Origin of the sequence: Streptomyces sp. NBC_01549 (genome assembly GCF_026339955.1) — a bacterium.
Lineage (GTDB): Bacteria > Actinomycetota > Actinomycetes > Streptomycetales > Streptomycetaceae > Streptomyces.
In genome coordinates, this window is record NZ_JAPEPW010000002.1 from 916,241 (window position 1) to 931,272 (window position 15,032).

Annotated in this window: 13 protein-coding genes and 1 pseudogene; 8 read left to right on the plus strand and 6 right to left on the minus strand. The window is 70.6% G+C overall.

Features of this window, described 5'->3' with window-relative positions; genetic code table 11:
- Positions 1-5 precede the first annotated feature (5 nt).
- A complete protein-coding gene (locus tag OG819_RS38915) occupies positions 6-269 on the plus strand; it encodes a GlsB/YeaQ/YmgE family stress response membrane protein (protein WP_266653814.1) in 264 nt (87 codons plus the stop codon).
- Positions 270-321: 52 nt separating this feature from the next.
- On the opposite strand, the gene OG819_RS38920 is transcribed toward OG819_RS38915, so the two are convergent.
- Together OG819_RS38920 and OG819_RS38925 are read right to left on the minus strand one after the other, a co-directional pair.
- Positions 322-1,095 (minus strand): GNAT family N-acetyltransferase, encoded by a 774-nt coding sequence (locus OG819_RS38920; RefSeq protein WP_217566904.1) that lies wholly within the window; start codon positions 1,093-1,095, stop codon positions 322-324.
- A 104-nt stretch (positions 1,096-1,199) separates the two neighbouring features.
- Positions 1,200-3,206: a ricin-type beta-trefoil lectin domain protein gene (locus tag OG819_RS38925; RefSeq protein ID WP_266653816.1), complete on the minus strand. Its 2,007-nt coding sequence runs from the start codon at positions 3,204-3,206 to the stop codon at positions 1,200-1,202.
- Between the two features lie 246 nt (positions 3,207-3,452).
- Between OG819_RS38925 and OG819_RS38930 the strand changes: the two genes are divergently transcribed.
- Positions 3,453-4,202 (plus strand): MBL fold metallo-hydrolase, encoded by a 750-nt coding sequence (locus OG819_RS38930; protein ID WP_266632892.1) that lies wholly within the window; start codon positions 3,453-3,455, stop codon positions 4,200-4,202.
- A gap of 30 nt (positions 4,203-4,232) precedes the next feature.
- Here the strand turns inward: OG819_RS38930 and OG819_RS38935 are convergent, their stop codons facing one another.
- Complete coding sequence (locus OG819_RS38935; RefSeq protein ID WP_266653818.1) at positions 4,233-4,379, minus strand: hypothetical protein; 147 nt, start codon at positions 4,377-4,379, stop codon at positions 4,233-4,235.
- Between OG819_RS38935 and manB the strand changes: the two are divergent.
- Positions 4,373-4,824: pseudogene (gene manB / locus OG819_RS38940) on the plus strand (phosphomannomutase/phosphoglucomutase); the annotation flags it as partial. The gene OG819_RS38935 and the pseudogene manB sit on opposite strands and share 7 nt — an antisense overlap.
- A 310-nt stretch (positions 4,825-5,134) precedes the next feature.
- Here the strand turns inward: manB and OG819_RS38945 are convergent.
- Positions 5,135-5,989, minus strand: a complete 855-nt coding sequence (locus OG819_RS38945) for a GNAT family N-acetyltransferase (protein WP_266653820.1) — start codon at positions 5,987-5,989, stop codon at positions 5,135-5,137.
- Positions 5,990-6,185: 196 nt separating this feature from the next.
- Here OG819_RS38945 and OG819_RS38950 point away from each other — a divergent pair, with 196 nt between their 5' ends.
- Positions 6,186-6,713 (plus strand): GNAT family N-acetyltransferase, encoded by a 528-nt coding sequence (locus tag OG819_RS38950; RefSeq protein ID WP_266653822.1) that lies wholly within the window; start codon positions 6,186-6,188, stop codon positions 6,711-6,713.
- A 78-nt stretch (positions 6,714-6,791) separates the two neighbouring features.
- Here OG819_RS38950 and OG819_RS38955 read toward each other — a convergent pair whose 3' ends face one another.
- Positions 6,792-7,502: a chaplin gene (locus OG819_RS38955; protein WP_323139406.1), complete on the minus strand. Its 711-nt coding sequence runs from the start codon at positions 7,500-7,502 to the stop codon at positions 6,792-6,794.
- A gap of 312 nt (positions 7,503-7,814) precedes the next feature.
- Between OG819_RS38955 and OG819_RS38965 the strand changes: the two genes are divergently transcribed.
- Positions 7,815-9,380: an alpha/beta hydrolase gene (locus OG819_RS38965; protein WP_266653824.1), complete on the plus strand. Its 1,566-nt coding sequence runs from the start codon at positions 7,815-7,817 to the stop codon at positions 9,378-9,380.
- 192 nt (positions 9,381-9,572) lie between these two features.
- Positions 9,573-10,073: a DUF4232 domain-containing protein gene (locus OG819_RS38970; protein WP_266653826.1), complete on the plus strand. Its 501-nt coding sequence runs from the start codon at positions 9,573-9,575 to the stop codon at positions 10,071-10,073.
- On the opposite strand, the gene asnB is transcribed toward OG819_RS38970, so the two are convergent.
- Positions 10,066-11,907: an asparagine synthase (glutamine-hydrolyzing) gene (asnB, locus tag OG819_RS38975; protein WP_266653828.1), complete on the minus strand. Its 1,842-nt coding sequence runs from the start codon at positions 11,905-11,907 to the stop codon at positions 10,066-10,068. The genes OG819_RS38970 and asnB overlap by 8 nt on opposite strands.
- 366 nt (positions 11,908-12,273) lie before the next feature.
- On the opposite strand from asnB, the gene OG819_RS38980 reads away from it, so the two are divergent.
- On the plus strand, positions 12,274-13,788 hold the full coding sequence (locus OG819_RS38980; protein ID WP_266653830.1) for an FMN-binding glutamate synthase family protein: 1,515 nt from the start codon (positions 12,274-12,276) through the stop codon (positions 13,786-13,788).
- 116 nt (positions 13,789-13,904) lie between these two features.
- A complete protein-coding gene (locus OG819_RS38985; protein WP_266632870.1) occupies positions 13,905-15,002 on the plus strand; it encodes a chemotaxis protein in 1,098 nt (365 codons plus the stop codon).
- Positions 15,003-15,032 lie beyond the last annotated feature (30 nt).

Sequence of the window (15,032 nt, forward strand, 5' to 3'; positions counted from 1 at the left end):
CGGAGATGGAGATCTCAGGCATCATCAGTGCCATTCTCATCGGCATCATCATCGGCGTACTGGGTCGGCTCGTGATCCCGGGACGCCAGCGCATCGGCATCCTGTGGACGATCCTCGTCGGCATCGCGGCCGCGTTCATCGGCTCGGGGATCGCCGCCGCGTTCGGCGTGGCCGACACGAAGGGCGTCGACTGGATCGAGTGGATCATTCAGATCGGACTCGCGGCGGTGGGCGTCGCGGCGCTCGACCGGGCGAAGGTGCGCCGCTGACGGGGCCGACCGCCGGTCCCTGACACCACCTCCGCCCCGACGGCGTGCGGTGTCACCCGTACACGTACGGCGTTGTCGTGGTCAGGGGTTCGAAGCCGAGGCGGGCGAGGACCGGGCGGCTCTGGCTGGTCGCGTCGACCTGGACGTAGCGGTAGCCGCGCTCGGCGGCGACACGGGCGCGGTGGGCGACCAGCGCGCGATAGATGCCCCGGCGGCGCCAGGAGTCGATGGTGCCGCCGCCCCAGAGGCCGGCGAAGCGGGTGCCGGGCACCATCTCCATGCGGGCGGCGCTGACCGGGACGTCACCGGCGAGGGCCACCACCGCGACCACGTTGTCCTCGTCGCCGGTGAGCTGGGCGAGGAGTTGGTGGCGCATCCGGGTGCTGTCCGTGCCGAAGGCCTGTTCGTGGACGTCCGCGACAAGGTCGACGCCCGCGCGGTCGGTGACGGGCAGCAGCCGTACGCCCTCGGGCGGCTGGGCGTCGAGCGCGAGGTCGCCCAGTTCGGCGATCATCAGGGTCTCCTCGGGCTGGGCGACGAACCCGGCGGCGCGCAGCCGCTTTCCCAGTCCCTCGGGCTTGTCGTGCCCGTACAGCTTCCACTCGAACTCGCGGCCGAGTTCGCCGAAGTAGCGCATCTGCTCGGCGATCGCGGCGTCGGCTGTCGATTCGTCCAGGTCCGACCAGATCACCCCGTTCCAGCCGTGTTCGGTGCCGACCTGGCGTACCACCTTGCCGACGCGCTCGACCCGGGCTCCTGGGCTGTCCGGGCGCGCGTCCTCCCGCATGTCCCGGTCGAACAGGGCCAGTACCGCAACGTGATCCATGGGGTCACTCCAGCACCCCGACGCGCATAGGGCAACAACATCGCACCGGGGCAGAGTCGGTCAGGCCACCCCGCCCTGGTGCGTCGTCCCAGGTCAGATGCGGTTCAGTTGCGGGTCCACTGCTGGTTGGATCCGCCGTTGCACGACCAGAGGTCGATCAGGGTTCCGCCCGCCGTCGCGGCGCCCAGCGCGTCCAGGCACAGGCCCGAGACGTTGTTGGTGACGGTTCCGTTGGAGTTGAAGGTCCACTTCTGGTTGGTGCCGCCGTTGCAGTCCCACAGAACGACCTTGGTGCCGTTGGCGGTACCGCTGTTGTAGGCGTCGAGGCACTTGTTGCCGTAGACGACGAGTTCGCTGCGCGAGGTGTAGGTGAACGTCTGGTTCTGGCCACCGCCGCAGTCCCACAGTTCGGCCTGGGTGTTGTTGGTGATGGTGTTCTTGAAGAAGTCCAGGCACCGCCCGGATCCGGTGCCGACGACCGCCGTCCCGTCGGTGCCCGGGACGGCGCGTACGGCCACGGCGTCGATGTCGGGCGCGGTGCCCGAGGCTCCGAAGGTCAGCGTGTTGGAGCCCTTCGCCAGGGACGCGAGGACGGACACGGTCCGGTAGGTGGTCGCCGAGCCGGTGGGCGGGAAGGCCAGCGTCTGCGCGTACTGGCCACCCACCTGGAGGGTCGCCTTGCGGTCCGCGGTACCGCCGTTGGCATACGTGATGTCGATCAGCTTGGTGCCCGCGGCGGACGCCGTGACCGCGGTGAAGGTCGGGGTCGTCGCGGAGGTGGTGTCCTCGTACGTCGTCCCGGACGCCTCGGTGCCGGAGACGGTGAGCAGCACGCCCTCGCCCGCGGGGACGCTGGTGGTGTAACTCGTCGCGAACGAACCGGCGTTGGACGCCGACCAGACGTTGCGCACGGCGGCGGAGGCAGTGGTCAGACCCATATCCTGCCAGCGGGCGGTGATGTTCGCCGCGGCGGACGTACGGTTCAGCAGCAGGACCGCGCGCTTCCCGGTACCGGCGAGGACCTTGCTGTAGACCTGCAGGCCGGTGCTGTCCTCGGCGACCTTGACGCCCTGAAGGCCGCGGGGATCCTGGTCGATCGCGATGACCTCGGAGTTGGTGAGGATCGGGGCGGTCGTCGAGCTCATGGTGGCCAGGTTGTTGCCCGCGAGCAGGGGGGCGCCGGAGATCGCCCACAGGCCCATGTGGGTGCGGTTCTGGGCGGCGCTCAGACCGTTCATGCCGACCGTCATCATGTCCGGGTCGTTGTAGTAGCCGGTGTGCTGGGCGGCGGGGTGCAGCGACTTGTCGAAGTTGGCCAGGATGTTGGACATCGTCGGGTTGTCCGGGTAGTAGACGATGTCGGTGCTGGTGCGCCACATCGCGCCCGTGCCGGCGGCCCAGTTCCAGGGGTTGCCCGTGCCCCACTCGCACAGCGACAGGACGAGCGGGCGGCCGGTGACAGCGGTCGCGACGGTGTTGGCGTCGCGGATCGCCTTGTACGTCGTCTCCTGGTCTAGTCCCTCGGCGTCACCACCGCACCAGTCGATCTTCAGGAAGTCGAAGCCCCAGTTCTGGAAGGTCTCCAGGTCCTGCTGGTTGTGCCCTTCCATGCCGGTGTTGGGGGCGGCGGGTGTACCCGAGGGGGTCGGGTAGTAGTAGCCGCAGCCGTTCTTGCCCGCGTCCGTGTAGATACCGGCCTTGAGGCCCTTGCTGTGGATGTAGTCGACGATGGCCTTCATCCCGCCGGGCCACTTGGCGGTGTCGACGGTGATGTTGCCGCTGCTGTCGCGGGTGCCCAGCCACCAACCCTCGTCGATGTTGACGTACTTGTAGCCCGCGGCGGCCATGCCGGACGAGACAAGGGCGTCGGCCTGGGCCTTGATGGTGTCGTAGTCGATGACGCTGGCGAAGGTGTTCCAGGACGCCCAGCCCATCGGGGCCGGGGCGACCCCGATCTGGTTGGTGCTGACGGCGGCCGGCTCGGCGGCGAACGGAGCGGCGGAGCGTCCGACTCCGGCTAATCCGGCGACGGCCAGGCCCAGGACGGCGCCATGAACGGCTGCGCGCTTCAGGAGGCCCCTGAGGCGCGCGGTGTGCGAATGGGGGGACATACGGCTCTCCCTTGAGCGGTTTGTTCGCAGACTCGAACAAAAGTCAACGAGACTCGCCATATGGGAGCCGCCCTTTCGCGGACACGTCAAGTACCCCGGCAGCAGGATCCGTTCACGTTCTGCCACGCCGTCGGTGAACGCGTCCCGTACCCGAGAGGCCGCCGGTCGCATCGCCGCACGCACGCGATACCTTCGGTGTGACCCGGCTCGACCCCGCCGGGAAAGATCTCAAGCATCGGGATGGACATGCGCGAGGACGCGATCGTCGAGGTAGCGGCCGGAATTCATCTGGTGCACGGCAGCAACACCAACTGGGTGATCCTGGCCGAGGGGGACGCCGTCACCCTGATCGACACCGGATATCCGGGCGACCGCCCGGACGTCCTCGCCTCCCTCGACGCGCTCGGCCACTCCCCCGAGGCCATCAGTGCCGTACTCATCACCCACGCGCACAACGACCATCTCGGGTCGGCCGAGTACCTCAGCAGCACCTACGGCGTCCCGGTCCATCTGCACGAGGAGGAGGTGCCGCACGCGCGCCGCGAGTTCCTCCAGCAGGTGAGCGTGGGCGAGGTGATGCGTCAGGTGTGGCGTCCCGGCGTCCTGCCCTGGGCGGTGCACGCGATCCGGTCCGGCGGCACGGCGGACGTCCGGATGATCCGGCCCGAGCCGTTCCCCGGCAAGGGAGCGCTCGATCTTCCCGGTGGTCCGGTGCCGGTGCACACCCCCGGGCACACCGACGGGCACTGCGTCTACCACTTGCCGGACGCCGGCATCGTGATCTCCGGCGACGCCCTGGTCAGCGGTCACCCCACCTCGCGGATACGGGGACCGCAGCTGCTGCCCGACATGTTCCACGCCGAGCGCGCGAACGCCATCGCGTCGCTGAAGCTCATCGAGACGCTCTCGGCGGACGTCCTCCTGCCGGGGCACGGCCCGGTGCACCGCGGATCCGTGAGCGAGGCGGCCCAGCGCGCCCAGGCGCTCGCCGGCTGACGACGGTGGGAGCCGGCCGGCGCACGGCAGTCAGCTGTCGGCCGGCCGGAGGGGCCCCGGCTGAACGGTGTCCAGACAGGTCCGCAGCGCGTCCCGGTTGCGGGCCAGACAGTCGAGGCGGCTCTGGATGCGGTCGATCTCGCCCCGCAGGAGTGCGGCGGACGCATCGCCGCTCACGGGTCGGCCACTCTTTCATGAAGGCGCGGATGGCCGAGTACGACGCGGTCTTCGGCGGTGAGCACTCCGGCCACTACTACTTCCGGGACTTCTGGCGGGCGGACACCGGAATGCTCACCGCTCTGCACGTCCTGGCGCCCTCGGCGAGCAGCACCGACCGCTGTCGGAACTGCTCGCCGAATACTCGCGATACACGGCTTCCGGTGAGATCAACTCCCAGGTCACGAACGCGGCAGCCGTTCTGAACGAAATCGAGACCGCGTGCCGTAGCGTCGACGGGGTCACCATCGACCGTCTCGACGGCCTGACCGTGGAGCTGGGCGACGGCCGCTGGTTCAACCTCCGCCCGTCCAACACGGAGCCACTGCTACGACTCAACGTGGAGGCTGCGGACGAGGCCGCGATGGCCGAACTGCGCGACTACGTACTCACGTTCATCCGCTGACCGGCCCTACGCCGCCCCGGGCCGAAGCCACCGGCCCATCCCGGGCAGGGCCGCTGCCCGGTCGTCCGAAGGCGGCCTCGCCCGCTTCGGTGTCCGCGACGTTCGGAGCCGAGCGCGCTGCCGGGCCCGACAGCGAGAACTTCGGGGCTTGGCACGCCCATCTGCGGCAATGAGGTGCCCCCACTCGCCGCACCCGGGCGCAGACCCGAGTACATCCAGTACGAGGGCCTGTGCCCGGCACGCGGAGAGCACGCACCTGACGCCGCAGGGCCCGCCCTTCGGGCGGACGACGGAAATTCGACGACAGGACCTAGCCGAGTTCGAGCGTGGTGACCCCGTAGACGCGCTCGCCGCTGAACGGCCTCACCGGGCCGGTGTACATCCGGGCCGTTTCGAAGGAGGGGGTGAGGCCGAACTCCTCGGCGAGGGCGATGCCCGGCGCGTTCGTCTCGGGGATGTCGATGGCGACCTCGCCCCTCGGAGTGTCGGCGGCCAGTGCGAGCAGGAGGGCGCGGGCGTCCTCGACGGTGTCGGCGAACAGCGGGCCGACGCGAGGGCGGTCGAGGGCAGGTCGGATCACCGCGTAGCCGGTGAGGTGGCCGTCGACGACGCGGACGAAGGTGCCGTGTCCTGGACCGGTCAGCCACCTCTCCAGGAAGCGGGGGCGGTCGGCCGCGCAGCAGGCACTGTCGTACGCCGCGATGGACGCGAAGTCGGCCGCTTCGGCGGGCCGCACTCCCGGTGGCGTCCGCTCCGTCGGCACGGTTCCGGTGAACCGGATGGTGCGGTGGGCGAGTTCGAAGCCGGACCTGCGGTAGTTGTCCTGCTGCGCGACCACGCCGTCCAGTCCGACGGTCCGGCCGCCGGCGTGGGCGAGGGCCGTCCTCCAGGTGGCGAGGCCGTGGCCGTGGCCGCGCAGATCCGGTCGTACGAGATAGAAACCGAGGAAGGCGTAGTCGGCGCCGTACGTCACGACCGAGACGGCCGAGACCGGCTGCCCGTCGATCCTGCCGATGAAGAAGCCCTCGGGATCCTGGGCGAAGAAGCTCGGGGCGTCGGACAGCCCCGGATTCCATCCCTCGTCCCCCGCCCAGCCGCTGACCACCGACCAGTCGTCGAGCGAGGCCCGGGCGACGACGAGGTCCGCGGGACCTGGAGAAGTCATGTGTGCGCTCCATTCGCTTGCGGCGGGGTGCGCGGCGGTCGCCCGCGCCCGCAGCATCCTTCCCGATCTCCACGGGGATTTCAGCGTCCGTCACTCGTCCGGGGCGCCGGGGCGGCCAAAGCGAGCCGCTTCAGGCGGACGTCAACCGGCCTTCCTCACACCGCAGTTGGCTGCACCCGGCATAGGCTCGTCGTCCATGAGTGTCGATCACGTGACCCTGCGCCCGGTGGCCGAGGACGACCTGCCCGTCTTGGAGCGGTTCCTGACGGAACCCGAGACGGCCACACCCTTCCAGTGGTTCGGCTGGCGGGACCCGGACCGCTGGCAACGCGCGTGGGCCGAGAACCGCATGCTCGGCGACGACGCGGGCTATCTGATGGTCGTGCGCGGTGAGGAGCGGCTCGGCTTCGTCGGGTGGCGGAAGATCCGGCCCACCCCGAGCACGTACTACTGGAACATGGGCATCGGCCTGCTGCCGCAGGCGCGCGGGAAGGGCTGGGGCACGCAGGCGCACCGGGAGCTGGTCCGGTACCTGTTCGCGCACACGACCGTGGTGCGGATCGAGGCGGACACCGAGGCGGAGAACGTCGCCGAGCAACGCGCCCTGGAGAAGGCCGGGTTCACCCGCGAGGGCGTGCTGCGCAGTGTGGGGTTCCGGGACGGCCGCTGGCGCGACGGCGTGCGCTACAGCATTCTGCGCGACGATCTCCCCGACATGCGCTGACGCGCCCGCCCGGAAGCCGCTCGGAGAAGCCACTCGAACGGTGCCCCACCGGCCGTGAGCCCGGTGGGGCCTTCCGCGTCAGCGGACCGCCGTGGGCCGGAACCGCCGGTACAGCACGGCCCCGCCCAGAAGCAGGGCGGCGCTCGCGGCGATCGCCGGCATCGTCTGGTCGGCGCCCGTGTGGGCGAGGGAGGCCACGGCCCGCGGCGGGGCGTGGTACGGCGTCCCCTGCGGCGTGTGCGCCTTCGGCGGGGTGAGGGGCCTCGGGGCGGGCCGCACCGGCCCGGGGTACTCGCCGGAGGTGTTCGTGGACGTGTTCCCCACGGACGCGTTGCCGAGGCCGACCCCGGTCACGGAGTTGCCGCTGACGTTCACCGGGAGGTGCACCGGGAGCTGCAGGCCGTTGCCCGAGAGCATGCCCGGAGAATCCTTTCCGCTCCCGACCGCGACAGCTCCGCCGTGCGTGACGGCACCCCCGTGAGCCGCCCCACCGGCACCTTCGCCGCCCCTGCCGCGGACGCTCCCGCCGGCGCCGGGGCGCCCGTCCTCGCTCACGTTGGCGCAGCCGTTGCCCGCGGCGGGGTTCAGGAGCCCGGCCACGTTCACGGTGTTCCCGCACACGTTCACAGGGACATGCACCGGGAGCTGGAGGGTGTTGCCCGAGATCAGCCCGGGCGAACCCGCCGTGCCGCCGTCCGCCGTGGCGTCGGCGTGCGCCGGCATCGTCACGGCCAGCGCGCCCGAGGCGGCGGCCGCGGCGATCAAACCATTTCGGGTAACCCGTTTCATAGGTTCCCTGCCTTCCAGACATGGACGCGGGCACTCACCCGCACCGCGTAGAACGCGGGAGAACCATCAGACGTTATGGCTGATCGGGCTTTCACCCCATCGAGGGTCACGTTTATCGAACTGCCGGATGGTCCCACCGCATACCGGACGGACCGGCCGTCGAACTACCGAGAGCTCCTCGCGCGGCGCGCAGCGTAAGGGGTGTCGCCCTGGATCGCTCGTCCACAGGCGCGCTCCCGGGCACCCGCTTATCGTGATCGAGGAGCTATCCCCTGGCGCCCGGTACGACGCCGGGCGTCCCTGGAGGCACCCATGCTGTCCGCGCACCAACGCTGGGCGTACGCCGGAGCCGGCGTCGTGACACTGGCCATGCTGGCGGCGAGCCTGCCCTCGGCGGTGGCAACGGCCGCCGAGGGCCCCGACCTGTCCCGGTTCTACCACCAGCAGGTCAAGTGGGGTGCCTGCAAGGGCGAGGGAATGCCCGCGGATCTGCAGTGCGGGCAGGTGACCGTCCCGCTGGACTACGCGCACCCGGAGGCCGGGACGCTCGACCTCGCGCTGGCCCGCTATCGCGCCACCGGCGCGTCGAGGGGATCCGTGCTGCTGAACTTCGGCGGCCCCGGCGTCCCGGGGGTCCCGCAACTCGCCTCCACGAGCGGCAAGGACTTCATGCCGCTCACCAACGGCTACGACGTGGTGACCTTCGACCCGCGCGGTGTCGGCCGGTCCTCGCCGGTCAGCTGCGGCAGCGGTGCGGCCCAGGCTTCCGGCACGACGGGCCCCGCCACCGGCGACAGCAGTCCGGAGGCACTCCTCAAGCAGGTGCGCAAGGACGCCGACGAGTGCGCCAAGCACTCCAGCCCCGTACTGGCTCACATCGGCACGGTCAACGCCTCTCGGGACCTGGACGTGATGCGTCAGGCGCTCGGCGACAAGAAGCTCAACTACCTGGGATTCTCGTACGGAACGCGCCTGGGCGCGGTGTACGCGAGCCAGTTCCCCGACAAGACGGGCCGCATCGTGCTCGACGGCGTGGACACCCTTACCGAGCCGCTGTCCGAGGCGGGCATAGTGAGCGCCGAGGGGCAGCAGACCGCTCTGGAGGACTTCCTCACCTGGTGCACCAAGGACGAGGGGTGCCCGTTCGGGCGTGATCCGCGCGATGCCCGGCAGCAGGTCGCCCGGCTCGTCGCTTCGCTGGACAAGAACCCGGTGCCGACGAACTTCGGACAGACGTTCTCCGGCCAGGACCTGGTGGCGACCATGGGGCTGGAGCTCTTCGACCTCCAGCGGTGGCCGACGCTCGAACGGTCCCTCACCTCACTCGTCCAGGACGGCGACCCGAGCGGGCTGTTGCAGGCGGCCGGGGGCGTCGCCCTGCCCCACTCCACGTACAGCGGGCTGGTCGACCCCGCGAACGTACCCCCGGACAACCTAGAGACCGCACTGGTGGCGATCAACTGCGCGGACGACCCCGACCGGCCCAGCGCCGAACAGCTCACCAAGGAGATCGACGAACTGAAGGCGGCCTACCAGGAGGCGTCGCCGATCTTCGGCCCGCTCCGTCTCAACCAGCTGCTCATGTGCTACGGCCGCCCCAAGGGCACCGACTACATCCGCGAGAAGGTACGCGATGTCCACACGCCGAAGATGCTCCTCGTCGGCACCCGCGGGGACCCCGCGACCCCGTACCGCTGGACCAAGGAGACCGCCGAGCGGCTCGGCCCCTCGGCCGTCGTGCTCGACAACAGGGGCGAGGGCCACACCGGGTACGCCTCCTCCAAGTGCGTACGCGAGAAGGTCACCGACTTCCTGCTGTACGGCTCACTGCCGGACAACGGCAGCTCCTGCGGCCCGGAGGACTCGACGGCCCCGTGAGCCAACCCTCGCGACCGCGTGTCACAGAACGGACGCGGGCGGGCTCCTCCGACAAGTCGGATACAACCCGAAGCGCACCTGGGCCGTCACACTGAGCAGGCGTCGCTCCGAGGGCGCCGCACCGCTCGTGACCACCGTGGGTGACCACCACGCGTGAGCACCGTTCGTGACCGAAACTGGGGGAACCCGCCGATGCACATCCGACCCGCCCTCGCCCTCCCGGCCGTCGCCGTGGCACTCCTGCTCGCCGTGCCGCAGAGCGGCTCGGCCGCCGCGCGGCCCGCCGGGTGCACCGAGAAGGCCGTCACCATCCACGCCCACCGCTCCGCCGACCCCACCCTGCTGCACCTCGGCGTCACCAACCACTCCAGCCGGGCGTGCACCGTCGATCGCATCCCGACCGTCGTCTTCGGGGACCTCGACGGCGCCGCCCTGCCGGTTCCCGCCGGGCAGAGCGGGCTGTACCGGCTCGAGGCGGGCCGGACCGCGTACGCGGCCCTGCGGACGATCGCCGACCCGGCGGACCCGGAGGCCCGCCGGGTGGAGTCGATCGGCGTATCGGCGGACCCCTCGCGCTTCGGCCGTACGTTCACCGCGCGCGAGCTGGGCGTCGGCCGCGTCGTCCTGGTGTGGGAGCCGGTGACCTCGTGGTGGAAGTCCTCGCAGGCGGCCGCCGACCGGGCGCTCAGGTAAGGAGCACCTCCGGGGCGTACAGGTCCAGCCACAGCGCCAGGTCCAGGGTGCGTTCCAGACCCCGCCGCGACGCCTGCGTGATCTGCGGGGTGTCGCGGTGGGCGGCCCGGTGGACCCGCTCCCGGTCGACGAGGTCGAAGACCGGGTGCGCGGGCCGGGCCAGCAGGTCCTTGGCGTGTTCCTGGAGGGCGATCGCGTACTTGGGGTCCTGGGTGGACGGATAGGGGCTCTTGACCCTGTCGTACACGGACTTCGGGATCAGGTCGACGGTCGCCTCCCGCAGCAGGCTCTTCTCCCGACCGTCGAAGGACTTGAGGGACCAGGGCGCGTTGTAGACATACTCGACGAGCCGGTGGTCGCAGAACGGCACCCGCACCTCCAGACCGACGGCCATGCTCGTACGGTCCTTGCGGTCGAGCAGGACGCGGACGAAGCGGGTCAGGTGGAGGTGGCAGATGCGCCGCATCCGGTACTCGAAGTCGCTCTCGCCGTCGAGCCGCCGGATGCAGGCGACGGCCGTACGGTAGCCGTCGGCGACGTACGACTCCAGGTCCAGTGCCTCGGTGAGGTCCGGGCGCAGCACGTCGGCGTCGTCGCCGAAGTCCCGGCGGAACCTGACGAGCCAGGGGAAGGTCTCGGCGCTGCGGGCCTCCTCGTCGAAGAACTGCTGGTAGCCGCCGAAGACCTCGTCCGCCGACTCCCCGGAGAGCGCGACCGTGGAGTGCTCGCGGATGGCCTGGAAGAGCAGGTAGAGGGAGGAGTCCATGTCCCCGAAGCCCATGGGGAAGTCACGGGCCCTGATCACCTTCGCGCGGACATCGAGGTCGGCAAGGGCGAGCGCGTCGAGGACGATGTCCTGGTGGTCGGTGGCCGAGGCGCGGGCCACGTCGTGCACGAAGGGGGTGTCGGGGGTGCCTCGCAGTTCGTCGGCGACGAAGTGGTCGGTCTGGCCGACGAAGTCGACGGCGAAGCTGCGGACCTTCTCGCCGTGCTCGCCGAGCTGCCGGGCGGCCAGCGCGGTCATGGCGGAGGAGTCGAGGCCGCCGGAGAGCAGAGTGCAGCGCGGCACGTCGGCGACGAGCTGGCGGCGCACGATGTCATCGAGGAGCGAGCGGACGGTGGAGATGGTGGTGTCGCGGTCGTCGGCGTGCGGCCGGGTCTCCAGCTGCCAGTAGACGTGGCGACGCAGACCGGAGCGGTCGACGGTGACGACGGTGCCAGGCTCCACCTCACGCATGCCGTCCCAGATCGCGTGTCCGGGCGTCTTGACGAAGGTGAACAGCTCGCGCAGTCCGTCGAGGCGGACCCGGGCCGGGGCCAGCGGGTTGACGAGGATCGCCTTGGGCTCGGAGCCGAAGAGGACGCCGTCGGGGGTCGGGTAGTAGTAGAAGGGCTTGATACCCATGCGGTCGCGGATCATCACGAGCCTGTCGTGGCGACCGTCCCAGACGGCGAAGGCGTACATGCCGTTGAGCCGCTCGGCGAGGTCCTCACCCCATTCGAGGTAGCCGCGCAGGACCACCTCGGTGTCGGAGTCGGTCGAGAAGCGGTGACCGCGGTCGGTCAGCTCACGGCGCAGCTCGGTGAAGTTGTAAGCCTCCCCCGAATAGACGAGCGCGACCGTGCCGTCGGGGGTCTCGGCGGTCATGGGCTGGCGCCCGCCGGGCAGGTCGATGATCGCGAGCCGGCGGTGCCCGAGGGCCGCGGGCCCCTCGGTCCAGGTGCCGCGGTCGTCGGGGCCCCGGCAGGACATCGTCTCCGTCATCGCATCCAACGTCTCCGCCTCGGCGCGCAGATCGCGGTCGAAGGAGACCCAGCCGGTGATGCCGCACATGTGTTACCTCCCGCGTCCGGTTCGCCAGGAACACCGTGCCGACCTGCTGTTTCATCGGCGTGCGAGTGCTTCCGCAAAACCCGTTGTATTCAGCAGCTATATGACGAGGCTGTGTCAAGCGCGTGGGTGCCGTCAACACGTACGTAACCTGACCGGCCCGGTCACCCCCACGGTTTCGGCCGCGCTTTACGCCCCGCGGACCGACGGGTCGGCCCGCCGCCGGGAGGTTGCGAACGGGAATCGGCCACGGGCAAAGTCTTCCTCAACATCCGCCGGGCCGCCTGGTAGGGCATCCTCGGTGACCCGAGCGGCCTGCCCGCTTTCGCCCCTTTCCCGTCCATGGGTTTGACTCGTGGTGTGCGCCGGATGCTCTTGCCGCTGTTCGTCGCCCTGGGTGCGGCCGGGGCCCTCGTCCTGGCGTGGGCCGTCTCGCCATGGTGGTGGTGCGCGGCCGCCGCGCTGCTCGCCCTGACCTCGCTCGGCGTCCGGGACCTGACCCAGCGCCGCCGCGCGGTCCTGCGGAACCATCCCCTGCTCGGCCGCCTCCGTTTCCTCCCGCGGCCGGACGGCCGTGATGTGCGCGGCATCGTGTACGAGCGCGCCGAGGGCGTCGAGGCCGAGGAGCCCTTCGGCACCGGGCTGGACGTGTACGGCGACGGGTACGAGTACCTGGAGCCTTCGATGCGCCCGGTCGACGTGCCGGACGAGCCGCCCGTGGTGCGCGTCGGCGGCCCGGACTGCACCCAGCCGTACGACATGGCCCTGCTGAACGTCTCCGCGATGAGCTTCGGGGCACTGTCCCCGCACGCGATCCTGGCGCTCAACAGGGGCGCGGCACTCGGCGGTTTCGCGCACGACACCGGCGAAGGCGGTCTGTCGGAGTACCACCTGCGGGGCGGCGGCGATCTGATCTGGGAGATCGGTACCGGATACTTCGGCTGCCGCACCTCCGAAGGGGGCTTCGAGGAACGGGTGTTCGCGGACAAGGCCGCGCTGCCCGAGGTCAAGTGCGTGTCGCTGAAGCTCTCTCAGGGGGCGCAGCCGGGTAGCGGCGGGGTGCTGCCCGGCGCCAAGGTGAACGCCGAGATCGCTCGGGCCCGCGGCGTCCCGGAGGGCGAGACGGTGGTCTCACCGCCGTACCACCGGGTGTTCTCGACCCCGCGCGAGATGGTGTGCTTCCTCGCCCGGATGCGGGAGCTGGCGGGCGGCAAGCCGACCGGCTTCAAGCTCTGCGTCGGCTCGCGTCGCCAGTTCCTCGCCGTCTGCAAGGCGATGCTCGCCGAGGGTGTCACGCCCGACTTCATCGTGGTCGACGGCGCGGAGGGCGGTACGGGGGCCGCGCCCGCGGAGTTCGCCGCCACCCTGGGTACGCCCCTGACCGAAGGGCTGATCACGGTGCACAACGCGCTGGTCGGCACCGGCTTGCGCGACCGTGTGCGGATCGGCGCGAGCGGCAAGGTCGCCACCGGCGCGGACATCGTCAAACGGCTGGCGCAGGGCGCGGACTACACGAACGCGGCCCGCGCGATGATGTTCGCGCTCGGCTGCCTCCAGTCCCTGCGCTGCCACACCAACACCTGCCCGGTCGGGGTCACGACCCAGGACCCGCGCCGGGTACGCGCCCTGGACGTGGCCGACAAGTCCGCGCGCGTGTACCGCTATCAGCGGGCCACGGTCCGTAGCGCGACCCGGATCATGGCCGCCATGGGGGTGCGCGAGCCGGCCGACCTCGGACCCCATCAACTGCTGCGCCGTACGGACCCGACGACCGTACGGTCGTACGCGCGGCTCCATGAGTGGCTGGAGCCCGGGGTACTGCTCACGGAGCCGCCCGCGTCCTGGGAGGCGGACTGGAAGGCGGCGGATCCGGACGCGTTCTGAGGGAGCGGAAGTCCACCGGGTCCTTGATGACGGGGCAGGTCAGCCGGCGGCCCGAGCGGCGCCGACAACCAATTGCTCCAAATGCCTGATAAGCGAATCGGCTCTATCGTGCTGTTATGGAGCACGCACTCAGCCCAGCGACCCTCACCAAGCTGCGCAGGCCGCGGCCCTATCCCGCGGTGTCGGTGCTGACGCCCACGCACCGCCGCGAACCCGACAACGCCCAGGATCCGGTCCGGCTGCGCAATGTCGTGGCCGAGGCCAAGAAACAGATCGAGTCCGATCCGGCGGTCACCCGCGAACGGCGCACCGACCTCGTCCAGCAGCTCGACCAGGCCCTCGCGGAGGTCGACCTGGCGCACGCCGAGGAGGGTCTCGCGATCTTCGCGGCACCCGGCGAACACCAGGTGTGGTCGCTGGCCCGCACGGTGCCCGAGCGTGTGGTGCTCTCGGACACCTTCCTGACCCGCAACCTCGTGGCCGCGCAGGTCTCGGAGCGGCCGTTCTGGGTGCTCGCGGTGTCGGCCGACCGCGTGACACTGTGGGACGGCGGCGCCGACCGGGTCATCGAGGAGCGCATCGGCGGCTTCCCGCGCACCCGCAGCCTCGAGGACCCGAACGCCGAACGCAAGGAGCGCATCGGAGACCTGCCCAGCACCTTCCGTGACGAGCGGACCAAGCACTTCCTGCGGGATGCCGACACCGCGATGAGCGCCGTCCTGCGCGAGGATCCGCGTCCGCTCTACATCACGGGCGAGACCGCCGCGCTCTCCCTCCTCGACGAGGCAGGCACGGTCACCAAGGACGCCACGCACATCCCGCACGGCGGACTCGCGCACGGGACCCCCGAAGCCGTGTGGCAGGCAATCCGGCCCCTGATCAGCGCGGAGGAGCGCAGGGACACCGACGCGGTGGCCCGAGAGCTCGAATCGGCCCGTGGCCGCAAGGAGTTCGCGGCGGGAGTCGACGAGGTGTGGCAGAACGCCTCCCAGGCCCGGATCCGGCTGCTGGCCGTCGAGGAGAACTACCGCGTGACGGTACGCGACGACGGCGGCGACCATCTGATCCCGGCCGAGAGCGGTGACCTGGACGCCCGCGAGGACATCGTCGACGAGATCGTCGAACAGTGCCTGGAGACCGGAGCGGAGGTCCGTTTCGTCCCCGACGGCAGTCTCGGTGACGCGAAAGGCATCGCCGGGGTGCTGCGCTACTGATCTTTCCGGCAGACAATCGCCTCGAGAGCT